Annotated in this window: 22 protein-coding genes and 1 pseudogene; 10 read left to right on the top strand and 13 right to left on the bottom strand. The window is 65.5% G+C overall.

What is annotated here, in order from left to right:
- Positions 1-28 precede the first annotated feature (28 nt).
- A complete protein-coding gene (locus ACWDTI_RS20975; RefSeq protein WP_449740057.1) occupies positions 29-1999 on the top strand; it encodes an alkaline phosphatase family protein in 1971 nt (656 codons plus the stop codon).
- A gap of 625 nt (positions 2000-2624) precedes the next feature.
- Here ACWDTI_RS20975 and ACWDTI_RS20970 read toward each other — a convergent pair.
- From ACWDTI_RS20970 to ACWDTI_RS20920, 11 genes and pseudogenes are all read right to left on the bottom strand, one after another.
- On the bottom strand, positions 2625-3029 hold the full coding sequence (locus tag ACWDTI_RS20970; RefSeq protein ID WP_449740056.1) for a nuclear transport factor 2 family protein: 405 nt from the start codon (positions 3027-3029) through the stop codon (positions 2625-2627).
- A gap of 36 nt (positions 3030-3065) precedes the next feature.
- Positions 3066-3184, bottom strand: a pseudogene (locus ACWDTI_RS20965) (SDR family oxidoreductase); the annotation flags it as partial.
- 638 nt (positions 3185-3822) lie between these two features.
- Positions 3823-7281: a protein kinase domain-containing protein gene (locus ACWDTI_RS20960; protein WP_449740055.1), complete on the bottom strand. Its 3459-nt coding sequence runs from the start codon at positions 7279-7281 to the stop codon at positions 3823-3825.
- 94 nt (positions 7282-7375) lie between these two features.
- Positions 7376-8647 (bottom strand): benzoate/H(+) symporter BenE family transporter, encoded by a 1272-nt coding sequence (locus ACWDTI_RS20955; RefSeq protein WP_449740054.1) that lies wholly within the window; start codon positions 8645-8647, stop codon positions 7376-7378.
- 120 nt (positions 8648-8767) lie between these two features.
- Positions 8768-8953: a three-helix bundle dimerization domain-containing protein gene (locus tag ACWDTI_RS20950; RefSeq protein WP_449740144.1), complete on the bottom strand. Its 186-nt coding sequence runs from the start codon at positions 8951-8953 to the stop codon at positions 8768-8770.
- Positions 8954-9079: 126 nt separating this feature from the next.
- Positions 9080-10249 carry an arylsulfotransferase family protein gene (locus ACWDTI_RS20945; RefSeq protein ID WP_449740053.1) on the bottom strand — a complete coding sequence of 390 codons (1170 nt, stop codon included), beginning with the start codon at positions 10247-10249 and terminating at the stop codon, positions 9080-9082.
- Positions 10250-10371: 122 nt separating this feature from the next.
- The gene (locus tag ACWDTI_RS20940; RefSeq protein ID WP_449740052.1) at positions 10372-11376 is read right to left on the bottom strand and encodes an alpha/beta hydrolase family esterase; all 1005 of its coding nucleotides are present in this window, start codon (positions 11374-11376) and stop codon (positions 10372-10374) included.
- A gap of 171 nt (positions 11377-11547) precedes the next feature.
- On the bottom strand, positions 11548-12477 hold the full coding sequence (locus ACWDTI_RS20935) for a 5-dehydro-4-deoxyglucarate dehydratase (protein WP_449740051.1): 930 nt from the start codon (positions 12475-12477) through the stop codon (positions 11548-11550).
- 34 nt (positions 12478-12511) lie between these two features.
- Entirely contained in the window at positions 12512-14122 is a 1611-nt protein-coding gene (locus tag ACWDTI_RS20930) for an aldehyde dehydrogenase (NADP(+)) (protein ID WP_449740050.1), read from the bottom strand.
- Positions 14123-14202: 80 nt separating this feature from the next.
- Positions 14203-15096: a LysR substrate-binding domain-containing protein gene (locus ACWDTI_RS20925; RefSeq protein WP_449740049.1), complete on the bottom strand. Its 894-nt coding sequence runs from the start codon at positions 15094-15096 to the stop codon at positions 14203-14205.
- A 102-nt stretch (positions 15097-15198) separates the two neighbouring features.
- A complete protein-coding gene (locus tag ACWDTI_RS20920) occupies positions 15199-16554 on the bottom strand; it encodes an MFS transporter (protein WP_449740048.1) in 1356 nt (451 codons plus the stop codon).
- A gap of 444 nt (positions 16555-16998) precedes the next feature.
- Here ACWDTI_RS20920 and ACWDTI_RS20915 point away from each other — a divergent pair, with 444 nt between their 5' ends.
- From ACWDTI_RS20915 to garR, 3 genes are read left to right on the top strand one after another with little or no spacing between them, the layout of a single operon-like run.
- Positions 16999-18204: an L-talarate/galactarate dehydratase gene (locus tag ACWDTI_RS20915; protein WP_449740047.1), complete on the top strand. Its 1206-nt coding sequence runs from the start codon at positions 16999-17001 to the stop codon at positions 18202-18204.
- 18 nt (positions 18205-18222) lie between these two features.
- Positions 18223-18858: a bifunctional 4-hydroxy-2-oxoglutarate aldolase/2-dehydro-3-deoxy-phosphogluconate aldolase gene (locus tag ACWDTI_RS20910; protein WP_449740046.1), complete on the top strand. Its 636-nt coding sequence runs from the start codon at positions 18223-18225 to the stop codon at positions 18856-18858.
- A 16-nt stretch (positions 18859-18874) separates the two neighbouring features.
- The gene (gene garR / locus ACWDTI_RS20905; RefSeq protein ID WP_449740045.1) at positions 18875-19744 is read left to right on the top strand and encodes a 2-hydroxy-3-oxopropionate reductase; all 870 of its coding nucleotides are present in this window, start codon (positions 18875-18877) and stop codon (positions 19742-19744) included.
- A 1-nt stretch (position 19745) separates the two neighbouring features.
- Here garR and ACWDTI_RS20900 read toward each other — a convergent pair whose 3' ends face one another.
- Positions 19746-20987 (bottom strand): fatty acid desaturase family protein, encoded by a 1242-nt coding sequence (locus tag ACWDTI_RS20900; protein ID WP_449740143.1) that lies wholly within the window; start codon positions 20985-20987, stop codon positions 19746-19748.
- A 19-nt stretch (positions 20988-21006) separates the two neighbouring features.
- Positions 21007-22119: a ferredoxin reductase gene (locus tag ACWDTI_RS20895; protein WP_449740044.1), complete on the bottom strand. Its 1113-nt coding sequence runs from the start codon at positions 22117-22119 to the stop codon at positions 21007-21009.
- A 134-nt stretch (positions 22120-22253) separates the two neighbouring features.
- Here ACWDTI_RS20895 and ACWDTI_RS20890 point away from each other — a divergent pair, with 134 nt between their 5' ends.
- The 6 genes from ACWDTI_RS20890 to ACWDTI_RS20865 all read left to right on the top strand — a co-directional run bounded on the left by ACWDTI_RS20890 (position 22254) and on the right by ACWDTI_RS20865 (position 26130).
- Positions 22254-22637 carry a hypothetical protein gene (locus ACWDTI_RS20890; protein WP_449740043.1) on the top strand — a complete coding sequence of 128 codons (384 nt, stop codon included), beginning with the start codon at positions 22254-22256 and terminating at the stop codon, positions 22635-22637.
- Entirely contained in the window at positions 22634-22936 is a 303-nt protein-coding gene (locus tag ACWDTI_RS20885; protein WP_449740042.1) for a WXG100 family type VII secretion target, read from the top strand. The genes ACWDTI_RS20890 and ACWDTI_RS20885 overlap by 4 nt, the downstream gene beginning before the upstream one ends.
- A gap of 7 nt (positions 22937-22943) precedes the next feature.
- Entirely contained in the window at positions 22944-24239 is a 1296-nt protein-coding gene (locus tag ACWDTI_RS20880; protein WP_449740041.1) for an HNH endonuclease signature motif containing protein, read from the top strand.
- Positions 24240-24302: 63 nt separating this feature from the next.
- Positions 24303-24902, top strand: a complete 600-nt coding sequence (locus ACWDTI_RS20875; RefSeq protein WP_449740040.1) for a hypothetical protein — start codon at positions 24303-24305, stop codon at positions 24900-24902.
- A 15-nt stretch (positions 24903-24917) separates the two neighbouring features.
- Positions 24918-25589 (top strand): hypothetical protein, encoded by a 672-nt coding sequence (locus tag ACWDTI_RS20870; protein ID WP_449740039.1) that lies wholly within the window; start codon positions 24918-24920, stop codon positions 25587-25589.
- Positions 25582-26130, top strand: coding sequence for a gamma carbonic anhydrase family protein (locus ACWDTI_RS20865; RefSeq protein ID WP_449740038.1), 549 nt, complete (start codon positions 25582-25584; stop codon positions 26128-26130). The genes ACWDTI_RS20870 and ACWDTI_RS20865 overlap by 8 nt, the downstream gene beginning before the upstream one ends.
- Positions 26131-26225 lie beyond the last annotated feature (95 nt).

Below are 26225 nucleotides of genomic sequence, written 5' to 3'. Positions count from 1 at the left end.
TACGATCCCAGACGAACGAGAGGATGCCATGCGGACCACAGCACGAGTGCTCGGCGTCGGAGTCGAGATCGTGGTTCTGTGGCTGCTGACCGCGTTGGCGCTCCTGGTTCTCGACGCCGTTCTCGACGGCGTCGATCTGAAGCCGGTCACGATCGACGGTCATCGCACCACGGTGCCCGCGGCACTGGCGCTGGCGTTGGTCTTCGGACTGCTCAACGTGGTCCTGTGGCCGCTCGTGGTGCGGGCGATGTCGTGGGTGGGTCCCGTCGTCCTGTTCCTCGGCGTGTTCGTGGCCAGCGGTCTGTTGCTGTTGCTGTCGCTCGAGATCGTTTCGGTCGCGTCCGTCACCCGGACCTTCGACGTGTTCGTCATGGCGTTGATCTTGTCGTTCGTCTTCTCCTTCGCGGGCGGCGTGATCGCGTCAAGGTCCGACACGTCGTACCGGCTGATGCAGGTTCGCCGGCAACGGTTGCGTCTGCGACGCTCGGGTGACGTACCCCCGACACCCGGGCTGCTGTGTATCCAGATCGACGGTCTGGGACACGGCGTGTTGCGGCGGGCGATCGCCGACGGAGTGACCCCGACGATGGCGAAGCTGGTGCGCGAGACCCATCAGCTGCGGCCCTGGCACACCGACTGGAGCAGCCAGACCGGCGCGTCCCAACTCGGCATCCTGCACGGCTCCAACCACAACGTCCCCGCGTTCCGTTGGTACGACAAGGAATCCGGCACGATCGCGGTGTTCAGCAATCCGCGCAGCAACGAGGAACGCGAGATCGAGCGCGCCGACATCCCCGGGTTGCTGTCGGTCGACGGCTCCAGCCGCAACAATCTGTTCACCGGAGGCGCCGACGACAACGTGCTCGTGGTCAGCCGCATGCGCGGCGCCCGGCTGGGCGGGGGCGCCGGGTACGCGTCGTACTTCGTCGACCTGTCCAACGCGCTGCGCACCGTCGCGCGGATGATCGCGGAGATCCAGCGCGAGATCCGGCAGTCGCTGCGGCAACGTCGGCTCGATGTCCGGCCCCGGGTACGGCGCGGGGGGATCTACCCGTTCGTCCGCGCGTTCACCACGGTGGTCGCCACCGATGTCGCGGTCTCGGCGGTGGTGCGTGATCTGATCGCCGGCCGCACCATCATCTACGTCGACCTCATCGGCTACGACGAGGTGTCCCATCATTCGGGGATCTCCCGGCCGGAAACGCTTGCGGTACTGACGAAGATCGACGAGATCATCCGGCTACTGCTCGCCGTTGTGAACCAGGCCGACCGCGACTACCACGTCGTACTGCTCTCCGATCACGGCCAGAGCCAGGGCGCCACCTTCGCCCAACGGTTCGGCGAGACCCTCCCGCAGCTCGTCCATCGGTTGTGCGGCAGCCCGATTCGGCCCGCAGATGAGCAATCGGCGAAGCCGACCTACGCCGAGGGGCAGCTGTACGCAACCGCGAGTATCGGCTCCCGCGACGCCGGCGATGAGGCGGTCACCGATCACCTGCCCGTGGTCCTCGGGTCCGGAAACCTCGGGCTCATCAGCTTTCCCACAATTCCCGGACGAGCCGACAGCGCGGAGATCGAGACCGCCTATCCGGGCCTGCTCGACGCGTTACGCGCCCACCCCGGAATCGGTTTCATCCTGGTGACACGTCCAGAGGGCGGATCGGTGGTACTCGGGGCGGGCGGCAGCGTCGATGTCGTGACCGGCGCGGTCACCGGAACGAATCCGCTGGACGGCTTCGGCGACGACGCGCTCGAAAAGATTCGTCGCACAGACTCTTTCGACAACGTCGCGGACATCATGGTCGGCGGCGCTTACTGGCCCGAGACCGACGAGGTGGCCGCGTTCGAGGAGCAGGTCGGCTCCCACGGCGGCATGGGCGGCCCGCAGAGCACGCCGTTCCTGCTGTACCCCACGGTGCTCCCCGAGCCGCCAGATCCGTTGCGGGGTGCGGAGAACGTGCATCGGGTGTTGGCGGAGTGGCGGGACCTGGGGCGCTGATACCCGCCGACCGTCGAGCCCGTCGAAACGTTTGCGCCCGTGGATAACCTCGAGCCAATGCCACGGAACGCCGATACAATCGGCACATGACCGCCTCCGCCGGGCTACTCTCCCTTGCAGACTGGCGCGCCCTGCCCGAGGACAAGTCCGCTCACATCGAACTCCAAGAGGGTGTGCTCATAGTGTCGCCTCGGGCCAACAAGACGCATGCTCAGATCGTTGCGAGGCCGACAACACCGAAAGCCCCGATGCGGCACCGTTTCTCGACCGAGTACGCAATCCGGCCAACGACTACATCAGCGTGAACCTGCCCGCCAAACACACCGACACCATGAAGCTGGCCTGCCGCGTCTGATCTCGATGCGTTCGTCGCAAGCTCCTCACTTACTCGATCAACGGGGATGCGTTCGTCGCAAGCTCCTCACTTACTCGATCAACGGGGATGCGTTCGTCGCAAGCTCCCGCTCTCCACACTCCTCCGCTGGTCGAGTGAGGCCCGAGCGAAGCGAGGCGCCGCATCGAGATCCCCTGTTGCCCGGACTCAAGGGATCGACGGAGGCATGCAAGGCCTATCCGCTGGTCGAGTAAGCCCGGCGACGAAGGAGCCGAGCGCATCGAGACCTCGTCAGTCGGGCGCCGAGCCCGCAGCCATCTCCACGATGCGGTCGAACCGTGCACCACCCATCTCCTTGGCCAGCGCCTCGGCCGCGCGGAGCGGTCGCACCATCACCATGAGTTCGGCGACCTTGCCCTCGTCGTCGAAGAGCAGGAAGTCGGCGCCGGTCACGGCGAGTCCGTCGACCGTCGCCTCGAACACGAGCACCTGATTCGCATCGCCGGACCCACCGATCTCCCGGATGTAGTGAAAGCCCTCGAACACCTCGACGACGTTGCGCAGGATCGCCGACGTGATGGCCTTGCCCTCATAGGGTTTGAACGCCACCGGACTGCGGAAGATCACGTCGTCGGCAAGCAGCGCGTCGACCGCGTCCAGGTCGTGTGTCTCAACGGCTTCACGGAAGGTCGGCATCGTCGGATTCCTCTCGTCGTCGGGTCGGATCACTGTTCAGTATTGCGCGACCTGTCCCTCGCGCGGAGCGCGGTACATGGTCCACAGCAATCGGGGCATCGATCGCAGCGGAAGCGGCCGCGGCCAGTCCGGGTGCGGAGCAGCGCCTCGGTGCCCACCTACCGTCGGCGTCGACTCCAGGGCAGTGACCTCCACCCTCAGGTGATCACATCCCGACGACGCAGGTGCGTGATCGCCTAACCGCGCACGGAGGGGACATTCGAACCAATAGTTGTCGCGTGACCGCTGTGCGTGCGCGGTTGTGCGTGAGGACCGTCACTTCCTGTCGCACAGCCCCATTCGGTGGTCTAGGGTCTGAGCTGTCACCGCGGTCAGATGCGGTGACGGACAGAAATCACACAACATGTCGGGGGGCGTCATGGGTTCAATCGAAACGATCATCGGGCTGTACCAGATCTACCAACTGCTGGCCACGCTGGGTATTCTCTGAGGCCTCGCCGGCGAGAACCACATCCGCCGGGTCGAGAAAGCCCGGCGACTAGGAAGTCGTGCGCATCGAGGCCGAGATCGCCTGTCTAACAACAGAAGTGGTCTCGATGCGGCGCCTCGCTGCGCTCGGAGCCTGATCCGAAGAGTCGCCGCACCCCGCTGATCGAGTAAGGCCCCGAGCTTGCGAGGGTCCGCATCGAGATCGATCAGCGAAAAGGGCTGCGACTCTTCCCAGCCCACGCTGCCTGCGGCTGCCCAGACCAATCACTCGATCAGCCACGCTGCCTGCGGCGGCCCAGATTACTTACTCGATCAGCGGTTTGGTTGCGCCGGTCCGCAGCACCCGCTCCACGAATTCGATCGGCACCGCATCGAAGTCGGCGGTCACATGGCCATCACCGAGGTCGACGCGGATGTCCTCGACGAGTTGACGGAATCCGTCACCGCCGTCGAGTGGGTGCCGGGCCATGCCGGTGGCCGCGCATTGCGCCAGAACAATTGCGGCACAACGTTTTGCCTCGGACATACGGCCCGCCGCCGCAAGACAGGTGGCCAACAGCCGCTGGGCGCGCAACAGCGCGCGGGGGCGCTTGTTGTCCGCGAGCCGATCGACCCACTCCTGCGCCCAGCGACACGCGATATGCAGGGCCGCGCCGTCCGAGTCGGAATCGGTGAGCAGCAGACGGATCGCGACTTCCTCGGTCAGTTGTGCAACTCGCACCGCGCTCGCCTTGGGCGCCATCACGCGATGGTCGAACGGAACCCGAGCGCGTAGACCGCGCCGTGACGGCAGTCCGAGCACGGCCTGTTCGGCCTCGATATGCGCGCGCAACCGCCGTGACCCCAATTCTTCGGCCGTGTCCGCACCCTCGTCGAGGATGGTCGCGGCCGCATCGCGGTCGCCGCGGACGACGGCCAGCCGCGCGCCGATCAGGAAGCGCGCCTTGATCATCTCGGTCAGCCCCTCGTTCGCGCCGAGCCGGAAACCCTGGTCGAGGAGGGTGCTGGATTCGTTGATGCGGCCGCGTTCGTACAGCAACTCGGCCAGCAGGATACTGGCGAGTCGAGCGACCTGGGTTTGGCCGGACCTGGTGCGACCGGATACCTGCACTGCGGTGCGGAAGCAGTGTTCGGCACGATCGAGATCGAGCTGTTCGAACCAGGCGACACCGTCGAGTGCATACCCGTACATGCCGCCGTACGGTCCGGTGTTCTGGTGATGGTAGGGCGTCGCCCACGCCTGCCAGCGGTGTGCGGCGGCGAAGTCGAAGCGCGCGGTGGCGGTGGCCGTCGCCGCGTTGGCGGCCGCGGATACGACGAAGGGCGCCAACGATTCCGGGTGATCCAAGCAGTCTGTGATGAGGTCGTCGACGCCGTCGAACCGGTCGGCGATCGCCCGGGTACAGGCCTCGGCGACATGCACTTCCGTGGTGATCGCGGCGACGTCGAGATCACCGCCCCGCCGCGCCACGAGCGCGGCGTCGACCCGATTCAGAGCCGCATGCGCGACGTCGGTGTGGTGCAGCAACATGTTGGCCCATCCGAGCCACAACTGTAGCCACGGACTTGACGCCACCGCCAGCGGCGGCAGTTTGTCGATGAGTCCGATGAGCACCGCCAATTGCGAATGCTCGATGAGTGAACGCCCGTGCTCCTCGACCAGTTCGACCGCGCGCGGTGCATCGTCGGCGTCGAGGGCGTGATGCACTGCCTCGGCGAGCAACTCATGCTCGGCAAACCACTGGGACGCGGTGCGGTGCAACGGGGTCACGCGTTCGGGATGGTCCCTCTCCATTCGGCGCCGCAGGAACTCGCCGAACAACGGGTGAAACGAGAACCAGTCACCGTCGTCATCGATCCGACGCAAGAACAGGTCTCGGGTCTCCACGTCCTCGAGGAGTGCTTGGCCGCGCGATTCTCCGCTGAGAGCGGTTGCCAGACTTGCACATATCCGATCGGGGATGGCGATGGCCAGTAAGAAGCTGCGCATCTCGGGTTCGAGAGCTCCCAGCACGTGTTCGGCGAGAAAGTCACCGATCGCGTGATGGCGACCGGAGATGTTGCTGATGAGTTCGGCGGGTTTGTCCGCCCCGCGCAACGACAGGCAGGCCAACTGCAGTGCCGCAGCCCAGCCGTCGGTGGAGTTCCACAGCTGCGTCACGTCGCTGCCCGCGAGCTCGAGGCCGGCGACGTCGACGAGGAAGGTGCGCGCCTCGTCGGCGTCAAAACACAACCCGGCAACATCGATCTCGACGAGTTCGTCACTCACCCGCATCCGGCTGATCGGCAGGCCGGACCGGGTCCGGCTGGTGATGATCATCTGCAGGTGATGGCACCCGTGTTCGAGCAGGAACTCCATCGCACCGATCGCCGCCGCGTCGCTGACCTGGTGCCAATCGTCGACGACCAGCGCCATCCGGTCCCCGCGGTCGTGGATGGCGTCGATCAGGGTGGTCAGCACGTACTGCTGGGCCTTCTCGCCATGTTCCTCGATCATCTCGGCGAGGTCACCGGTGACCTCCGGTTGCACACGACGGATTGCCTCGACCAGATGGGACAGGAACCAGGTGACCGTGTTGTCGTCCTCGTCGACGGTCAACCACGCGACCGTGACCCCGGTGCGCTGCAGTTCTTCAGCCCACTGAACCGCGACGGTCGTCTTGCCATATCCGACGGGTGCATGAATCAGGATGAGCCGCCGTTGTTCTCCGGCCCGCAGGATCTCCATCAATCGCACTCGTGGCACCTGCGCACGGGGCCGCAGCGGTGGCCGGAACTTTGTCGCGGGCGTCGGCGGCGCGGTGGTGTGATCGGCAGCCGAGCGTTTGGCCGACACGGTCACCAGAGGCGACGCCGTCGATTCCACCGGGATGGCCATGTCGTCGACGTCGACGCCGAGACTCCGCTCGATCTCGCGCAGCTCGTGGCCGTACTCCACAGCGGAGATCGCTCTGTCCTCGGGGTCGCGGGCCATCGCGTGTTCCACGGTCCGGCAGACCTCGTCGGGAACCCCGGCCTTGCGGAGGTCGGGGACGGGCTCGCTGGCGATCCGCAGGAACTGGGCCACCACCTGCTCGCCGTCGCGCCGCTCGAACGCGGCATGCCCGGTCAGGGCGCAGAAGAGGGTGGCGCCGAGGCCGTAGATGTCGGAGGCCACCGTCGGCTCCGCCCCGGCGAGTAGCTCGGGGGCGGTGAACGCCGGCGACCCGGTGACCATGTCGGTCTCGGTCTCGAACCCGCCGGAGATCCGGGCGATACCGAAGTCGGTCAGCTGCGGTTCTCCATATTCGGTGAGCAGGATGTTGCCCGGCTTGATGTCGCGGTGGAGGGTTCCGCCACGATGGGCGGTCTCGAGTGCACCGCACATCTTGATGCCCAACCGCAGCACGTCGCGCCAATCGAGCGGCCCCTGCCGCCGGATGCGGGCATCCAGAGATCCATGCGAGTGGAACGGCATGATGATGAACGGAAATGCGCCCGGCGTCGCCCCGACCTCGAGGATGTTGACGATGTTCGGGTGGCCGGACAGGCGGCCCATGGCCCGTTGTTCACGCATGAAGCGTTCGACGCTGGCCGGGTCGAAGTGATCGGTGAGGACCTTGACCGCCACCGTGCGGTCCAGCGCCGGCTGGGCGCACCGGTAGACCGAGCCGAATCCACCGCGACCGATCAGGAGCGGTTCCTCGAAACCCGAGGCGCGCAGCTCTGCGGCGATGTCGGGCGCGACATCTCGCTGCGTGGTCAGCGGATCGTGGTGGTCCATCACGCGGTCCTCTCGCGCACATGTGCGATGGTTCACATACCCTATCGCGCGGCAGCGAGGATTCGGGCATATCGTCCGATGGCCGGGACAGCGATCAGCCGGCCCGACGCGCCCGGAAGTCGTCGCGCTCGACCAGCCAGGACACCGCGACACCCGCGATCAGTCCCCAGAAGGCGGCGCCGATGTTGAGGAAGTCCAGATTCGAGATCGACACCAGAAATGTCACCAGCGCGCCCATCGTGAACCGAGCCTCGAACGCCGCGCGAAACGCGTTCTGCAGCGCCCCCAGCAATGCCAGTCCGCCGACAGTGGCGATGAACGCCGCCGGCATTGCGAGCATCAGATCGACGAAGGCGGGTGCGAGCAGCCCGACGACCACCGCGAGCGCCCCGAATGTCAGCGCGGCGGTGTACTGACGCTGCCGCTCCCCGCTCGCGACGAGCAGTGCGTTGGTCGGCCCGGCCAGACATGACGACACCGCACCGAAGGCCGCGGCGATCATCGACCACACGCCGCACGCGAGTGTCACCGCGTTGACCGGCGGGCGATGCCCTGCGACCTGCAGCACCGCGACACCCTGACCGTTCTGCACGACGATGACGGTGATGGCCAACGGGACGACCAGTTCGAGCAACGCCCGCGCGCTGAACTCCGGTGCCTGCAGCATCGGCGCGGCGAACCAGGTCGACGACCCCTGCTGGGGATCGAAGCTGCCGGTAGCCGCGACGGCGATCGCCCCGACGATGAACGCACCGATGATCGGCGGCATCCATCGGCGCAGCAGCGCATGGCTCTGCAGGGCGAAGAAGACCACGACGATGGGGATCGCGATCGCCGGGTCGCTGCCCACGGACTTCACGATGTCCACTCCGAAATGCAGGAACACCCCGGCAACCATCGCCATCACGATCGGCTGCGGGAGTGCGGCCATCACGTGCCCGACCTGACCGGTGACCCCGATCAGGGTGATGAGCACACCCGTCACGACGAACGCCCCGAGCACTTCCGGCCACGAGAGATGGCCGAGTGACGACCCGACGAGCACGGTGCCGGGAATGGTCCACGCGAACGCCAGCGGGACCCGATAGATCCAACTGGTGATCAGCGTGAGGATGCCGTTGAGCACGAACACCCCGAAGATCCACGACGACAGCTGCGCGGCGCTCAGGTGTCCGGCTGCGCCTGCGGCGAGGATGATCGCCACCGGGCCGGACGCGGAGAAGATCAGCCCGACGAGACCGTTGACGAGGTAGGTGCCGCCGAGGTCGCGAAACACCGATCTCGGACTCGGGAGCGGACCGGACGGGCGTTCGATGATGCCGCCGCGGGGGCTCGACGGACGGGTCATTGCCGGGGACTCAGGCATCTCCTCGAGCGCTCCTGCGTGCATCGGGAACAGATCAGCGGCAAAGTTGCCGAAATTCGATGGTAAGAGCGTGAGTGGCCGCAGGGAATGACCGGGTTACGGCGGATTGATCGCCAGTGCTTATCGATTGGCGATCTGCGCGACCTGCGCTGCCGCGGCAAGGACCCGGGCGGCGCGCTTTTCCACCAGCAGCGGGATGAACTCGCGCTCTGGCGAGCCGTCGAAATGACGGAAGGCGGTGTCGACGGTGCGCCGCACATCGGCGGCGTCGATACCGGGGAACTGAGCAATCAACCGACGCTTCACGTCGTCGATCTGCTGGCGCTCACTCCCGATATTCACGCTGGCAAATATTACGCGTTGACGTTTCAAACCACCGAATTCGGTGATCGGGTCGCGTCCTGCGCGTGAAGGTGACAGACATCACCTCGATCACAGGCCGTGCTGGTACCAGAACGCGCGGTAGGTGGTGAGGTTCCCCGACAGTTTGACGTCGTAGACGAGTCGGCCGTGGGCGTCGAACTGACTGATGTGACCGGTCGTTCCCCAACCGCCGAACACCGAACCGTCGGACTGCCGCTGCGCGTTGCCCATCGCCCACGCGGTCAGGCGCTGCGGGTGCTCCCAACGCGAGACGAGGTGCACCGTGCCCGTGCGCCAGTCGGGGCGGATGGTCAGGATCGACGACGGCCCACCGACACCGGGCAGCGCAGAGTGATTGTCGAACACGCGGATCGCGCCGCCCGGGGTGAACTCGGCGTCGTGCTGGTTGGCGAAAGTCGCCGATGCGTCGACTCGCAGGGTCGAACGGTTACCGCCGATGATCCAGCGGACCCGACCGGTGCCGCCGTCGATCAGATACAGCGCCGAGGTGTTGCGCGACGAGATCAGATAGTTGCCTTGGCCGTCGGGGAAGATGCTGTTGATGTGGAAGTAGTCGAGTCCTTCACCGGGGATCGGCAGCGGTGTGGTGTTGGCGCTGACGGGGACGTGTGCCAGTGCGCTCCAAGCGAAGTCGGCGTGTCCGGTGGCGATGTCGATGACGTAGAACCGTGAGTCGATCACCGGGACGCGTGCACCACCGACCTCTGCCGTCGTGGTGACATAACTGGTCACCGCGGCCCGCCCGTCGGGCAGTATGCGGAACTCGTGTAGATCGCCCGACGTTCCGGGTGGCGTCCGGAAGTTGTGCAGCACACGAAAGTTCCGGTCGGCGATGAAGTAGGTGCCGGAGCCGTGGCCCGGCAGGGAACTGCCTTGCCACCAGGTGTAGACCCGTTGTCCCCGGTAGGTCTGGATCTGGAAGTTCCCGGCATCCTGCCCTCGCGGGATCGGATGTCTCGCGATCAGCCGCCCGTTCCGGGCGCGGACCTCCAACTCACCCGGCGTACTGGGCGCGGTGTTGCCCAGACGTGGCACCGCGGGATTGTTCCGAAGATCCGACGGCGACAACAGGATCACACCGCCACTGCCCGGTCGGGCGTCGGTGAGCACCTGGTAGATCGACGCCGGTGTCGCATTCGCCTGCGTTGCCCCGACGATCGTCAGGATCAATGCTCCGAGTATCGCTGCGACTGCGTGAAGGGTTCGATTCGTGGCCACGAGCGGTCATCGTACGCCCGCGCAGCGGTGTACCCGCGACATCGATTCAGGCGGATCGCAATCGTGCGCGGTTCGTCCGGTGTGTCCGATTCACCAACGCGGGCTTGTGTTCTCGCCCGCGATCAGCCGCGCAACGACCCGGCCATCGGGTGCTTGCGGAAGAACTCCCAGATGATCGCGGTCGCGTTGATCGACGAGGCGATCGGCCCGGTGATCGGGGTCACGGCAAGAGTGGGGTCGCCACCAGGCCAGTTGTGCCCGCCGCCGCGAATCGTGTAGAGCTCCACCGACGCATCGACCGGGCACGCGTACGAGGTCTGCGAGACGTCGGACGTGATGCGGCGAGCGGTCGGCGCAAGAGCACATCCGTCGCGTTTCGCCCATGCGGCCGCCTGCGCCGGGATGCTCGCCGGGTTCGGCATATTCTGCGGATGGGCATCCTCGCGCAGTTGCTGCCCGATGGTGCGCAAGGACCCGTCGGTCGCGGGCAGAAGCCTCCCGCGAGGTCCGACTCCCCCAGAGTACGAAAGGATTTCGTCGCCCGTGCCATGGAAGGCGATGACCGGCACCGCCCGCGACGGGCTGCACCACGAAAAGTCTTGCAGCCCGGACACCGGAGCAATCGCCGCGAACCGATCGGCGAGCTGACACGCCACCGAGGATGCCGTGAAACCGCCCATCGACAGTCCGGTCATGAATACACGCCTTTTGTCGACGCAGAGCGTGTGCTCGACGTGTGTCAACAGATCGGACAGGAATCGGATGTCGACTCCGTTCTTGCCGCTGGCCCACTTCGGTGGCAGGACATGGGTTTCCGGCGTGATGACCGCAAATCCGTGTCGAGCACCGAACGCCGACATCCTGCTCCAGGCGCCCTGCATTGCTCCGGGCTGCAGATATCCGTGGACGTCGAACACCACCGGCATAGGCGTGCGTTTCGCGACGCGCGGGACTTCCTGTAGGTAGTCGCCCGATCGGCCTGCGGCGGAAAAGGGGTGCAGGGTGATCCCGTCAGGAACCGGATCCGCACGACAACCCGCGGACGGCACCGGCGCCACGGGATTCGGTCGAGGACCCGGCGCCGCGAGCGCGTCGGCGTTCGTGACCGTCCAACCCAGGATCGCCATGAGCACCACAAGGGTTCGCAGCGCGAACCTCCCGATGCGTCCCGTGCCTGAAATACCCTCCACCCCATGCCCCCACATGGAACGAACTGTAGCGCCGGGGACTGACATGCACAAGGATCAATTATCAACTTCCTCAACTATTGAGGTGAGTAAGTTGATGTGCAGGCGTTGTCAGACGGAGGAAGCCAGCGCCCCGGCCAGCACGGCGCGGCCGGCCGCGGTGATCCGTTCGAGGTCGGCGAGATCCTCGGGGCTGGGTGGGACGAGTGGCGCCCGGACCGGCCCGGCGTCGATTCCGTCCAGTGTCACACCGGCTTTCACCAGAGAGACCGCGTAGCCGGGCACCTTGTTGCGGAGTCGGACGAGCGGATGGAAGAAGTCCTGCAGCAGTTCTTCGGTGAGCTGGGTGTTGCCGGTCTCGAGCGAGTTGTAGTACGCCAACGCGAGTTCGGGGGCGAACGCGAACGTCGCCGACGAGTACAGGGTGACACCGATCGCGCGGTAGGCCTGCTGGGTGATCTCGGCGGTGGGCAGGCCGTTGAAGAAGAGGAAGTCCTTGTCACTGTCGGCAAGTGCGCCTCTCACCGCGACGACGATGCGGGACACGTTGTCGAGGTCGCCGGTGCCGTCCTTGAACCCGATCACGGTGGGCAGCTTCGCAACCTGTACCGCGGACGTCTCGTCGAAGACCGCGTTGCCGCGGTTGTAGACGATCAGCGGTAGGTCGGTGGCAGCAGCGACCTGTCGGGTGTATTCGGCCAGCCCGGCGGGCGGCATGGTGACCAGATACGGCGGGAGGAGCAGGATGCCGTCGGCGCCGTTGGCCTTGGCGCTCACGGCGAACTCCTTGGCCTGCACCAGGGATCCGCCGGCACCGGCGAACACCGGGACGCGGCCGGCGACGGTTTCGACGGTGCGGCGGACGATCTCGCCGAACTCGGCGAGACCCAGCGCGTGGAATTCGCCGGTGCCGCAGGCGACGAACACGCCACCGGGTCCGGCGGCCACACCACGGTCGACGTGCTCGACGAGTCGGTCGTAGTCGACCTCGCCGCTCTCGTCGAAGGGGGTGACCGGGAAGAACAGTACGCCGTCGAGCATGGTGGATCTCCTTGTGAATGAGGTGGTTTGGGGGTCAGTCGCGGGTGAGTTGGCCGTCGATGCGGCGCCAGATCTGGTCGGGGTTGCCGTCGGCGATGGCCGAGGGCAGCAGCGCGGCCGGGACGTCTTGGTAGGCGACGGGCCGCAGGAATCGGTCGATCGCGAGCGAGCCGACCGAGGTGGTGCGGCTGTCGGAGGTCGACGGGAACGGGCCGCCGTGGACCATCGCGTGGCCGACCTCGACACCGGTGGGCCACCCGTTGAACAGGATCCGGCCGGCTTTGAGTTCGAGAAGGGCAAGCAGTTCGCCGGCCTCGGCGTGATCGGTGTCGTCGGCATGGATGGTCGCGGTCAGCTGACCTTCCAGCTTCCCGGTGATCTCTTGAACCTGTTGCGCATCGGAGCATTTCACGATGAGACTGGACGCGCCGAAGATCTCCTGCTGCAAGGTCTCCGAGCGCTGGAAGCTGTCGGCGTCGGTGACGAACAGCGCGGCACGGCAGGTGTTGGGTGCAGAGGTTTGCACGCCGCGCGCCACAACGGTTGCGGCGCCGGCGAAGTCGTCGACACCCTCGGCATAGCTCCGGGCGATGTTCGGGGTGAGCATCGGAGTCGGGGCACTACCACCGACGGCATCGGTGGCCGCGGCGATGAATGCGTCGAGATCGGGGCCGTCGACCGCGATGACCAGGCCTGGGTTGGTGCAGAATTGACCAGACCCCAGGGTGAGCGATCCGATGAAGGCACGTCCGAGTTCGGCTGCGCGAGTGCGCAGGGCCCCGGCCAGCGGATAGACGGGGTTGATCGAACTCATTTCGGCATAGACCGGGATCGGCTCGGGGCGTGATGCCGCCGCGGCGACGAGAGCGGTACCGCCGGAACGAGATCCGGTGAAGCCCACCGCCTTGATGTCCGGATCGGTGACGAGCGCGATGCCCAGTTCTCGTCCGCTGCCATACAGCAACGAGAATGTACCGGCCGGCATGCCGGTGGATGCGATCGCGTCGGTGATCGCGCGGCCGACGAGTTCGGAGGTGCCGGGGTGGGCCTCGTGTGCCTTCACGACCACCGGGCAGCCGGCCGCCAGCGCGGACGCGGTGTCGCCACCGGCGACGGAGAAGGCGAGCGGAAAGTTGCTGGCGCCGAACACCGCAACGGGCCCGAGCGGGATCTTGCGCTGCCGGATGTCAGCTCGCGGCAGGGGTGCACGGTCAGGCTGGGCGGGGTCGATGCGGGCACCGTTCCAGCTGCCTTCGGTCAGGACTGCGGCGAACAAACGGAGTTGCCCGCTGGTACGGCCCACTTCGCCGGTGACGCGCCCGGCGGGCAGCCCCGTCTCGGCGGTCGCCCGCTCCACCAGCTCGTCGGTCGCGGCGTCGAGGTTGTCGGCGATCGCGGTGAGAAACGCCGCGCGGTCGGCCGAGGTGGTGGCGCGGTAGATCGGAAAGGCCTCGGCCGCAGCCGCGGTGGCCCGCGCGACGTCGGCTGCGGTGCCGTATGCGTAAGCAGGTTGCAGCCGGGCGTCGGTCGCCGGGTTGACGGCGTGTGCGGCCGATCCGGTGCCGGTGACGTGCTCGCCGGCGATGATCATCTGTCCGGTCAGGGTGGTGGCCCGCTGTGCGGTCATCGTGTCGGTCAATCCCATGCATCGACCTTACGACCGACTATCCATTCCTGTCCAAGTCAATTGCTGGGCAACTCAATACAAGAATTGAATTGACCTTCTCAGATCCACTCGCGTTCCGGGAGAACATCTTTCATGAGCCGCGCAAGGGCAGGGTTGGTGTTGTCCTCCCGCCAGGCCACGTGCATCTGGACCGGCCGGTCGCGAATTGCGGTCACCTGCTTGAACACAACGCCCTCGGGGTGCATGGTCATCGCCGATTCGGGGACCAGCGCCATCCCCAGGCCCGAGTGCACGAGCACCAGCATGGTGTGGACCTGTACGACGTACTGCACGTACCTGGGCGACGCGCCCACCGAGGTGAACATGCTGATGAGGAGTTCGTTGAAATACCGGGCATCGACCGGCGAGTACATGACCACCGCCCGGCCGTCGAAGTCCTCGATGGCCAGATGATCGGCGTCGGCGAGTTCGTGGTCGGCCGGCAGGGCCGCGACGAGCCGCTCGTGATGCAGTGGGCGCCCGAGGATTCCGGGCCGGGAGACGGGTGGACGAACGATCCCGAGGTCGAGATCCCCGCCGGCGAGGGCGTCGATCTGTGCGGTCGTCACCATTTCGCGGAGCACCAGCCGCACGTCCGGTAGTCGTTCACGAGCTGTCTGCAACAACCGCGGCAGCACGGCACGGGCCGACGCGCCGGTGAAGCCGATGTTGACGGTGCCCAGATCGCCGGCCGGTACCCGACGGACGGTCAGTTCGGCACTCTCGGCCAACGAGACGATGCGTCGGGCGTCGGGGAGAAAGGCCGTCCCCGCAGCGGTGAGGGACACGGATCGACTGCTGCGTTCGATCAGCTGCACGCCGAGCTCATGCTCGAGTTGCTGGATCTGCCGGCTCAGCGGCGGCTGGGTCATGTGCAGGCGCTCGGCGGCCCGGCCGAAATGCAGTTCCTCGGCAACGGCGATGAAACACGTGAGGCGCGACAACGAGAACATCGATCCACTTTCGGCATGAAACAGCGGGCGTGGGATCAGGCTAGCGCGTCGGCCGGGTGGCGGATCGATGATCCGCCACCCGGCCGTACGTGTGCTTGCCGGTTACTCGGCGGACGCCACCTCGTGGCCGGCGCGGGCCTTCATCTCGTCGAGGTCCAGTCGCCGGATCGGGCCGACGACGACCAGGTAGCAGACGATCGCGAGCACGGCACTGGCCGCGACGTAGGCGAGGGCGAGTTCGAAGGAGCCCGTGGTGTTCACCAGGTAGCCGATGACGATCGGGGTGGTGATCGCCGCGAGCGAACCGAAGGTGTTGAACACGCCGCCGGACAGACCGGCGATCTGCTTGGGCGCGGTGTCGGCGACCACGGCCCAGCCGAGCGCGCCGAGTCCCTTGCCGAAGAAGGAGACCGACATCAGCGCGATCACCAGCCAGGAGGCGTCGGTGTAGTTGCAGCCGATGATCACCGTGGCCAGCAGCAGGCCGGTGATGATCGGGACCTTGCGGGCCTTGGTCAGCGACCATCCGCGGCGCAGCAGCGAGTCGGAGAGGAAGCCACCCAGGACGCCGCCGACGAAGCCACAGATGGCGGGCAGGGAGGCGATGATGCCGGCCTTCAGGATCGACAGTCCGCGTTCCTGAACCAGGTACACCGGGAACCAGGTGAGGAAGAACCAGGTGATCGAGTTGATGAAGTACTGCCCGAAGTACACGCCGAGCATCATCCGATTACGCAGGAGCAGCTTGACCGCGCGCAGCTGATCGGCGCCGGAATCCTTTGACTCCGAGGACTTCTGGTCCATGTCAACCAGGGCACCGCCGGCTTCGATGTAGTCGAGCTCGCCCTGGCTGACCCGCGGGTGGTTGCGCGGGCTGTAGATGACCTTCGTCCAGATCAGGCCGAGCACGATGCCCACGGCACCGATGTAGATGAAGACGTGTTCCCAGCCGAAGGTCACGACCAGCCAGCCCATGATGGGCGAGAACACCACGGTGGCGAAGTACTGGGCCGAGTTGAAGATGGCCGACGCGGTGCCACGTTCCCTGGTGGGGAACCAGGCGGCGACGATGCGCGAGTTACCGGGGAACGACGGCGCCTCCGCGATGCCGACGAGCAGTCGCAGACCGAACAGCAGTCCGACCGCGGTGCCCATGCTGAATCCGCCGACGAAGCCCTGGCACATGGTGAACGTGGACCACAACAGGATGCCGGCGCAGTAGACCCGCTTGGAGCCGTAGCGGTCGAGGAGCCAGCCGCCGGGGATCTGCGCGACCAGATAGGACCAGCCGAACGCGGAGAAGATGTAGCCGAGGGTCACCGAGCTGATACCGAAGTGATCCTGGACGGCGTCACCGGCGATGGACATGGTGGCGCGGTCGGCATAGTTGATCACCGTGACGGCGAACAGCATCGCCAGAATGGTGTAGCGAACCTTTCCGGTTCTCAACACGTTCACGGCGGCCGACTCCTTTGCTGAAGACGGAATGGTTGTCATGACCGGAGGCTCCTGACGAGTGTGGGGTTGATTGTCACCGAAGACCAGTTATGGCCTGAATCACATCTGTGATGCGGATGAATCTACAAGCGGCGGAACATTCACGTCCAAGCCAATTTTGGGATGGATCAATTCAACATGGGTATCCATGATTCCCCTCGTTGCCGGCCGATCTTCCCCGTGAGAGTTCCTCCTCCCCCTCTTGGTTGGTCCGCCCTCTGCACGGGGAGGACGAACCAAGACCCGGGGGACGAACTGACGCAGCGGTCCGAGCGCATGGACGGCATCGGCGAGTGGGATCAATGCAGGAACAGCATTGATCCATACGAAAGTGGTGTTGGACGTATATCGACCGAGTCTCGTAGCGTGTGACCTGTACAACAGAGCCACCCGAGGAGTTAGCTGATGATCACCGACACCGCCACGAAACCCACCAGCGCGCTGAGTGCGCCCGACGCCGCGATCAAGGCCCTCGCCCCCGGAGATGCGACCCAGGACCGCATCAGCTCGGTGAAGATCTCGTCGGTCACCTTGCCGCTGTCGACGCCCATCAGCGATGCGAAGGTCCTCACCGGCCGGCAGAAGCCGATGACCGAGGTCGTCTTCCTGTTTGCCGCCATCCGCACCGAACAGGGCCACGAGGGCATCGGCTTCAGTTACTCCAAGCGCGCCGGCGGTCCCGCGCAATACGCGCACGCCAAAGAGGTCGCGCCGGTGCTGATCGGCGAGGACCCCAATGACATCGCGAAGATCTGGACCAAGCTGGTCTGGGCCGGCGCCTCCGTCGGTCGCAGCGGTGTTGCGACGCAGGCGATCGCCGCCTTCGACATCGCCCTGTGGGACCTGAAGGCCAAGCGCGCGAATCTTCCGCTCGCGAAACTCATCGGAGCGCAACGCGATTCGGTCCAGTGCTACAACACCTCCGGCGGCTTCCTGCATACCCCGATCGAGCAGGTGCTGGAAAACGCGAGCCACGCGCTGGCGACCGGTATCGGCGGCATCAAGATCAAGGTCGGACAACCGGATTGGAAGACCGACATCGCCCGCCTCGAGAAGGTTCGCGAGCACCTCGGCGACGATGTGCCCCTGATGGTCGACGCCAATCAGCAGTGGGATCGCCCCACCGCCATGCGCATGGGCCGAATCTTCGAGAGCTTCAACCTCGTCTGGATCGAGGAGCCGCTCGACGCCTACGACGCGGAGGGGCATGCCCAACTCGCCCACAACCTCGACACGTCGATCGCGACCGGCGAGATGCTGGCCAGCCTCGGCGAGCACGTCCGGCTGATCGAGGCCGGGTCGGTCGACATCATCCAGCCCGATGCGCCACGCATCGGCGGCATCACCCAGTTCCTCAAGCTGGCCACCCTGGCCGAGCACAACCATCTCCAACTCGCACCGCATTTCGCCATGGAGATCCACCTGCACCTGGCGGCAACCTACGCACACGGCGCCTGGGTCGAGCACTTCGACTGGCTCGACCCGCTGTTCAACGAGCACCTCGAGATCCGTGACGGCCGTATGCAACTCTCGGATCGGCCGGGTCTCGGGTTCACGCTCAGCGAGCAGGCGCACGCGTGGACCACCGTCACCGACGAGATCGGCGGTTAGGCCGCGATGACCGTCACCATGAGCGTTCCGACCGAACGCACGCAGCTACCGCTGCCGGCGAAAGCCGTTGTCGCGGTTCTGCGGGCACCCACCGCCGAGCATTTCGTGTCCGCGTCACGAGTGCTCCGGGATGCGGGCATCACCTGCTTCGAATACACGTTGACCACGCAGGGAGTGTGGCAGGCACTCGATCACGCCCGCGCCGAATTGCCCGACGCGACAATCGGTATCGGCTCGGTCCGAACCTGCGACGACATCACCCGCGCGGCCGCGACCGGTGTGCCGTTCGCGGTCAGCCAGGTGTTCCTCCCCGAGTTGGTGGCCGAGGCCGCGGCACGCGAGATTCCTTACGTACCCGGCACACTCACACCCACCGAGGTGCTCGGGGCGTGGAACACGGGCGTGCCCGCGGTGAAGGTGTCGCCGATCGGCCCACTCGGCGGCGTCGACTATCTCGCCGAACTGCGCGCACCCATGCCCGACGTCGTGATCATGCCCACCGGAGGTGTCACCCTCGACGCCGCCCACGCCTACCTCGATGCGGGTGCGGTTGCCGTCGGGGTGAGCGGGGCGCTGTTCGGCACGAGCCTCGTCGACGGAGACCTTGCCCCACTGGCTCAGCGCGCACAGCTGCTGATGTCCGAGCAGAACTGAAATCACAGGAGACACCATGAAGATCGGATTCATCGGCCTCGGCATCATGGGAAAGCCCATGGCGCACAACCTCCTTGCCGCAGGTCACGACCTGGTGGTCAGCTCCCACAACCCGGTCAAGGCGGCCGAGCTCGTGGATGCGGGTGCCACCCTGGCCGACACCCCGGCACAAATCGCCGAGCAGGTCGACCTGGTCATCACCATGCTGCCCAATTCGCCCGAGGTCCGGGAGGTCACACTCGGTACCGACGGGATCATCGACGGCGCGCACTCCGGCCTGGTGGTCGTCGACATGAGTTCCATCGCGCCCCTGGCCGCACGGGATATCCACGATGCGCTGGCGGAGAAGGGCATCACGATGCTCGACGCGCCGGTCAGCGGCGGCGAACCCAAGGCCATCGACGGCACACTGTCGGTGATGGTCGGCGGCGACAGCGCGACCTTCGACAGCGTCAAGGACGTGCTCGCCGCCATGGCAGCCTCCGTCGTGCACGTCGGCGACATCGGTGCCGGCAACACCGCGAAACTCGCCAACCAGGTCGTCGTCGCACTCAACATCGCCGCTGTCGCAGAGGCATTCACCCTCGCCCGCAAGGCACAGGTCGACCCGGAAACCGTCTACCGGGCCATCCGCGGCGGACTCGCCGGCAGCACCGTACTGGACGCGAAGGGGCCGATGATGCTTGCCGGCGACTTCACGCCCGGCTTCCGGATCGATCTGCACATCAAGGATCTGCTCAACGCCGTCGATACCTCACAGGTGGTGGATGCCGAACTCCCGCTGACCACCTCGGTGCTGGAGATGTTCTCCGCGGTCCGCGACGCCGGCCATGGCGGCGAGGACCACAGCGCGCTGCTCCGGTTCTACGACGACTCCGTGCGCTGACCTACCTCCCCACCCGCACCGGAGCACTCTTCAACTCCCGCAACGCCGTCCGTAGTCCGCGCCGCTTCCCGGTGACCGGATCGCCGCCGAAGTGCTCCCTCATCCCGTCGAGCACCGCGAACCGGAGTTCGGACGCGGTCTCGGGGGCGTCGTCGGAGGTCGCCGTCAGCAGTGCGTTGGGCAGGGAGAGTTTCGCGATGGTGCGGAACGACTGGAAGTACTGGTGCAGCAGCGATCCCGTCGTGTACGGCAGGTCGTACTTGTCGCAGAGTTCACGGACCCGAACCCCGATCTCCTCATAGCGGGTGCTCGGCAGGTCTGGGAAGAGATGGTGCTCGATCTGGTGACTGAGGTTGCCGCTCATGAACCGCATGAGCGGTCCGGCCCGGAAGTTGGCCGATCCCAACATCTGTCGCAGATACCAGCGTGGCTGATCCTCGTTCTCGTACTCCGCGACGGTGAACTTCTCGGCGCCGTCGGGGAAATGCCCGCAGAAGATGACCATGTAGGCCCAGTAGTTACGGATGATGTTGGCGGTGAAGTCGGCGGTGATCGTCGTCTTCGAGTTGGGACCGGACAGCGCGGGGAAGATCAGGTAGTCCTTGGCCGCCTGCTTGCCCACCTTGCGCCCGATGATCCGCAGATCCTTGAGCGCCTGCCGGTAGGTCTTCTCCCCGTTGCGGAGCTTCTCAGTTTCCAGATGATGCAGGGCCACACCGTATTCGAAGAAGGTACCCAGCAGGAGGTTGTAGACGGTGTTGCCGACGTTCCACCATTCCCACGGCTGATCCCGGGTCACCCGCAGGATCCCGTAGCCCACGTCGTCGTCCATGCCGACGACGTTGGTGTACTTGTGGTGCACGAAGTTGTGCGAATGTTTCCATTGAACGCTCGGACACGTGGTGTCCCACTCCCAGGCCGACGAGTGGACTTCCGGGTCGTTCATCCAGTCCCACTGGCCGTGCATGACGTTGTGGCCGAGTTCCATGTTCTCGATGATCTTGGCCGCGCCCAGCAGCGACGTACCCAATAACCATGCGGGTTTGCGGTTGCTGAACAGCAGCACCACGCGGCCACCCGCGGCAAGGCTGCGCTGAATAGTGATGGTGCGCTTGATGTAACGGGCATCGGCTTCGCCACGGGACTCTTCGATGTCGCGGCGGATGGCGTCGAGTTCGGCGCCGAGACTTTCGACGTCGGCCTCGGTCAGATGGGCGTAGCAGTCGATGTCGGTGATGGCTATGACAGTCCCCCTGGCTTCCCTAGAGATCGATGGTGCATTCTCCGGATACCGTGCTGATGCACGTCTGGATGCGCTCCCCCTCACGTCGTTCGTCGCCGGACCGGAGATCACGCACATACCCGCCGGCGAGCGGTACGACGCAGGTCTGGCAGATACCCATCCGGCAACCGAACGGCATCTGGATTCCCATCTCCTCGCCCGCTTCGAGAAGGGTTGTGGCGCCGTCGATGTCGGTGGTCTTACCGGATTTGGCGAAGGTCACCGTACCACCTTCGCCACCGACGTCGGAGCGCGCGATGGCAAATCGCTCGGTGTGCAGTCGGTCGCGGAGTTCGGCGCCCTCGTAGTGTTTCTCGACGGTGTCGAGCATCGCCACCGGTCCGCAGGCCCAGCACGACCGTTCCCGCCAGTCGGGCACCTGGGCGTCAAGCCCCGCGATGTCGAATTTGCCGTCGCTGCGCGTCAATTGGAGGTGCAGGCGGTACGACGGCACCTCGTCGTGCAGCCGCTCGAGTTCGTCGAGGAAGATGGTGTCCTCGCGGGTGGGCGCCGAGTGGATGTGCACGATGTCGGGTTGCTGATCATGCCGCCGAAGCGACCGCAGCATCGCCATCACCGGTGTGATCCCGCTGCCCGCGGTGAGGAACAGAATGCTCGACGGCAACGGTTCGGGCAGATGGAAGTCGCCCTTCGGCGCTGCGAGTCGGATGATGGTGCCGGGCGCGATGCCGTCGACGAGGTGCGTCGACAGGAATCCGTCCGGGTTGGCCTTGACGGTGATCGCGATGTGCTGGCCGTCGGTACTGCCGATCGAGGTCAGCGAGTAGGAGCGCCAATGCCAGCGGCCGTCGAGTTGCAGTCCGATACCGACGTATTGGCCGGGTTTGTAGCTGTCGGGGAACCCCCATCCCGTGCGGATGAGGACGGTTGCCGAATCGTCGGTCTCCTTCTCCACCGCCTCGACCTTGCCGCGCAACTCCCGCGCCGACCAGAGTGGGTTGATCAGGTGGAGGTAGTCGTCGGGCAGCAACGGTGTGGTGGCTCGCGCGACCAGCCCGCGCAGGATGTTGACCTCGGGTTTCTTGGCGTCGACGCCCGCCGCCGGCCGTTTGCTCCACTTCAACAGATTCATGCGTGACCTCCTCCCCCCCAAACGCGTGTGTACGACTGTGCACAGAGTCTGTGGCCGGCGTCACAATGCAACGATGCCCGTCGTCTGAATGACGAGTGGAACCGAGATGAGTCGTGTGCGGTAGCTTGTCAACGATGCCGGGGTTCGACGTGGACACAGATGGTCGTGAGGTGGTCGACGCAGGTCGATTGCTCGCCGGTGAGGACATCTCGTTGGTCGAAGCGGTGCGCATACTCGGCGAGTCCACCGTCTTTCTTCAGCGCCCCGACACCGAGTTCGCCCAGCTCAATGTCCTCACAGTGGCGGACGAGCAGTGGGTGCTCGCCTTCTCGGCCCTCAATCGACTCGTCAAAGCATTCGGGCCGTCGGAATGGATTGCGCTGCTGGGCGACGACCTCATGGACAACATGCCGGCCGGAGTGAATCTCGGTATTGATCTCCAGGACGACACGAGCTTCTTCGTTCCGGCACCCCTGATCGCTGCCCGCAAGTACACGAACGGAGTTGGCGCCCCATGAGTATGGATGCGTTCAAGATTCTGCTGGATGAAGTTGCCGGCGCGTCGATCGGCATCAAGGCGACGGTCGACGACATGAAGACGATCTCGATCGACAAGATCGACGGCCCGAGCGGTCAGTACGGACACGACGGTCTGGCGTCGGCATTTCAATCGTTTTGCGACCGATGGGACAAGGGAGTCAAGGACCTGATCTCGAACACCGAGGGCCTCGCCGACGCGCTGGACCTGGCGATCGCGAACTATGCGCGTCAGGACAAGGCCTCCGCCAAGGCACTCGGCATTCCGATCGTCGAGTAGCACCACGATGGCCGAGTTGGGGGGCACCAACGATCCGAAGGAACTGGTCCCAGGGGATCCGGGAGCCATCGACCAGAACGCAGTGGCCATCGGCGGGCGCGGCAATTCGATGGCGCTCGCCGGCTTGAGTCTTCGAGGCATCAACACCGGCGATTACTGGACCGGTGACGGAGCTGAGGCGTTTCGTGACGTGTTCACCGAAGAGCCCGTCAAGTGGCTCAGGGCGGCCGACGCGTTCATCAACACCGGGAGAACACTTGGCCAGTACGCCGGCGTGCTCCGGTGGGCGCAGGACGAGGCGAAAACCGCCATCGACACGTACAACGAGGCACAGCGGGCCACGGCCAGAGCGACCGAGGACTACAACAGGGCGGTCGATTCGGCGAACGCGACGAACTCGGCGAACGCCGCCGCCGGAGATCCGACCCGCGTCACCGTGCCGCCGTTCAGCGATCCCGGAGTCGAAGGTCGAGCACACGCGCACTCGATCTTGAACCATGCCCGGCAGCAACTGACAGAGGCCGGGGACACCGCAGCCGGCAACGTCCGCAGCCAGGTCGAGCATGCGCCCGAAGAACCCAAGCGGCGCAGCGGTATCTGGGACTACGTGAAGGAAGTCGGCGGCGGGATCGGCGACTGGGGAACCGGCACCTGGGATGCCGTCAAGACTCTCTTCACGACAAATCCGGTCGATTCCGCCAAGGGGATCTGGAATGCCATCTCCCAAGACCCCAAACAGTTCGGCAAAGACCTGGTCGACTGGGATACCTGGGCGGAAAACCCCGCCCGCGCAACAGGACGCGTACTCCCTGACGCGCTTCTGACCGTCGCCACCGGGGGCGTCGGGGGTGTTGTCAGACGCGGAGCGATCAAGACCGTCGAGGAAGGCGCCGAAGCCGCAGCGGACGCAGCCGAGGGAGCAAGTGCGGCATCCCGGGGTTCGTCGATCACGATGAAGTACAAGGACACCTGGACCGACGCGCAGAAAGCCGAGATGGACCGAAAGGTCAACGCGTTCAACGAGAAGGTCAAGGACACCGGATTCCAGCGACAGCCCGGACCCTTTGTGCGCGACCCGAAAGTACGAACCGAGTACCTGGACTCGCTCGGCCTGGACAGTCCACCGACCGGCGTGCACGTCGATCACGTCCAGGACCTTCAGGCCGGCGGCGCCGACGCAGCGTCGAACCTGCAACTCCTCGACGGCAGCGTGAACACGAGCTTCGGGTCGCAGCTACGCAACCTGATGAGCGAACAACCGCCAGGAACGGTGTTCGGCGCGGTCGAGATGCTCCGCGAATAGCGCGTCCACCGCGTCGGGATCGATGGTTACACTCGAGAGGCAAACGGGGAAGGACTCACTGCAGTGGAATGGACGTTCGAACGCCTGTCACGGAGCGTATGGCAGCCCGGTCTGGTCGGTTCATTCCTGGCCGACCGCGGTCTGTGCGGGGTGTCCGGTAACAGCGGACTCCTGCGATTTCACGACGCCCAGTCCGGTCCGATTGCACAGCAATTCGTCGACAGCGCATTCGGCGGCCGAGGCGTCCGCGCCGACGTCTTTGCGTTCGACTGGCGAGCAAGACAATTCGCGATCAGCACCTGCTTCGATCTCGAGGGAAACTACACGGGCGGCGGCCAGCCCCGCACGATCGTGACACTCGACCCGTTCGACATGGTCACCGAACCGTGGGGTCTGACGATCGACAAATTCGAGTCGGCGCTCACCCTGGATGCCGTGCAATCTCAGCTCAATCCAGATCTGTTCAGCCAGTGGCGTGCGGACCAAGATGTTGCGCCCCTCGGTCTCACGATGTGCGCGGGCGCAACCGTGCCCGGTTTCTACGGCGGCAAACTCGAGGTCGACAACCTGGAACTCAACAACACCGACGTCTTCCTGACATTCATCGCGCAGTTGTGGGCGCGTGCCAACGAACAACAGCCGGCGAGTCCGCACCGACACTGAATCTGTGATCTCCGAATGCCCACCAAACTGTCCACGCAGCAATGGAAGAGCCTGACCGGCGAACTGGCACCTCAGGTCGGCGACTGGCTGAGCCGTCACGACTCGAGCCTGACCGACAAAGGTCGGAAGTTCGCGAAACGCGCCGTCGAGAAAGCCAACCTGGCCGGCGAAGCCGGCACCCGCACGCTGTTCGAACCGGTCCTCCTGATCGCCACCGCGGCGGAGCCGCTGAACATCGACGAACTGTTTGCAGTCTGTGATCGAATCCCCTTCACCGGAGACTACTTTCAGTGGGACTATGTGCGCGCGACCTATGCGGCCGCCTATCGGATCTACATGCGTCACGGCGACCATGACCGTGCCGCCCACCCCCGACAGATGCTGTCGTATCCGGAGAACGGGGAGCAACTGGCAGATCCGACCGCATCAGGACTCCCCGCCATCCTGAACCGTGCCGACGGAGGTGTGCTCGGCAGAAGTGCCGACTACCCGCGGCCTGCCACCACTCTTCCCGCACTCCAGCATCTTCTGGGCGCGGTTCGCGAGTGGAACATCATGTGGGCCTACGGAATATCCACCGAGTGGACCCGAGCCCGTATCGATACCGAACTCGACACAGCGATCGAGGCGGCGGCCGGTTACATTCACAGAATTCCGCCAGAACGACAAGGAGAACAGAATGTCTGAGCCAAGCGTCGACAACGCCGTCCCGCAAGCACTCGTGCGCGCTCTTCCCGGGGCGGAACCAGATATCGATGCGAGCGCCTGGATAGCACCGACCGCAGTGGTCGTCGGTGGTGTCGACCTCGGGCCCGACGTGAGTGTCTGGTACGGCGCGGTGCTGCGGGCCGAGATGGAACGGATCACCATCGGCGCCGGCTGCAATCTGCAGGACGGTGTGGTGGCCCACGTCGATCCCGGATCTCCACTTCGATTGGGCCGCAACATCAGCGTCGGCCACAACGCCGTGCTGCACGGCTGCACGGTCGAGGATGACTGCCTTGTGGGCATGGGTTCGGTCATCATGAACGGCGCGGTCATCGGCGCCGGATCGTTGGTCGCGGCCGGAGCGCTGGTGACGGAGGGCACTGAGGTACCACCCAAGTCGCTGGTCGCCGGGGTACCGGCCAAGGTGCGTCGGGAGCTGACCGACGAAGAGAGCGAGCGCATCGGACACAATGCGGCGGTGTACCGAGAGCTCCTGGCGGTGCACCGCGACGCCGTGTAGCCCGGACTCAAGGGATCGACGCAACACCCTGACCTGTGGAGGTTGCGGTGGCGGATCGGGAACGGATGCGGGCGTTGGCGGTGAAGTGGTTTGCT

The organism is Gordonia sp. NPDC003424 (assembly GCF_053588655.1).
The sequence above is the reverse complement of the archived record's forward strand: the minus strand, read 5'-3'. Positions and strand labels throughout refer to the sequence as shown.

Coding starts and splice junctions, on each gene's coding strand:
- ACWDTI_RS20975 (WP_449740057.1), top strand. CDS start 29: ATGCGGACCACAGCACGAGTGCTCGGCGTCGGAGTCGAGATCGTGGTT.
- ACWDTI_RS20970 (WP_449740056.1), bottom strand. CDS start 3,029: ATGCCGACCTTCCGTGAAGCCGTTGAGACACACGACCTGGACGCGGTC.
- ACWDTI_RS20960 (WP_449740055.1), bottom strand. CDS start 7,281: ATGGACCACCACGATCCGCTGACCACGCAGCGAGATGTCGCGCCCGAC.
- ACWDTI_RS20955 (WP_449740054.1), bottom strand. CDS start 8,647: ATGCCTGAGTCCCCGGCAATGACCCGTCCGTCGAGCCCCCGCGGCGGC.
- ACWDTI_RS20940 (WP_449740052.1), bottom strand. CDS start 11,376: ATGGCGATCCTGGGTTGGACGGTCACGAACGCCGACGCGCTCGCGGCG.
- ACWDTI_RS20935 (WP_449740051.1), bottom strand. CDS start 12,477: ATGCTCGACGGCGTACTGTTCTTCCCGGTCACCCCCTTCGACGAGAGC.
- ACWDTI_RS20930 (WP_449740050.1), bottom strand. CDS start 14,122: ATGGGATTGACCGACACGATGACCGCACAGCGGGCCACCACCCTGACC.
- ACWDTI_RS20925 (WP_449740049.1), bottom strand. CDS start 15,096: ATGTTCTCGTTGTCGCGCCTCACGTGTTTCATCGCCGTTGCCGAGGAA.
- ACWDTI_RS20915 (WP_449740047.1), top strand. CDS start 16,999: ATGATCACCGACACCGCCACGAAACCCACCAGCGCGCTGAGTGCGCCC.
- ACWDTI_RS20910 (WP_449740046.1), top strand. CDS start 18,223: ATGAGCGTTCCGACCGAACGCACGCAGCTACCGCTGCCGGCGAAAGCC.
- garR (WP_449740045.1), top strand. CDS start 18,875: ATGAAGATCGGATTCATCGGCCTCGGCATCATGGGAAAGCCCATGGCG.
- ACWDTI_RS20895 (WP_449740044.1), bottom strand. CDS start 22,119: ATGAATCTGTTGAAGTGGAGCAAACGGCCGGCGGCGGGCGTCGACGCC.
- ACWDTI_RS20890 (WP_449740043.1), top strand. CDS start 22,254: ATGCCGGGGTTCGACGTGGACACAGATGGTCGTGAGGTGGTCGACGCA.
- ACWDTI_RS20885 (WP_449740042.1), top strand. CDS start 22,634: ATGAGTATGGATGCGTTCAAGATTCTGCTGGATGAAGTTGCCGGCGCG.
- ACWDTI_RS20880 (WP_449740041.1), top strand. CDS start 22,944: ATGGCCGAGTTGGGGGGCACCAACGATCCGAAGGAACTGGTCCCAGGG.
- ACWDTI_RS20870 (WP_449740039.1), top strand. CDS start 24,918: ATGCCCACCAAACTGTCCACGCAGCAATGGAAGAGCCTGACCGGCGAA.
- ACWDTI_RS20865 (WP_449740038.1), top strand. CDS start 25,582: ATGTCTGAGCCAAGCGTCGACAACGCCGTCCCGCAAGCACTCGTGCGC.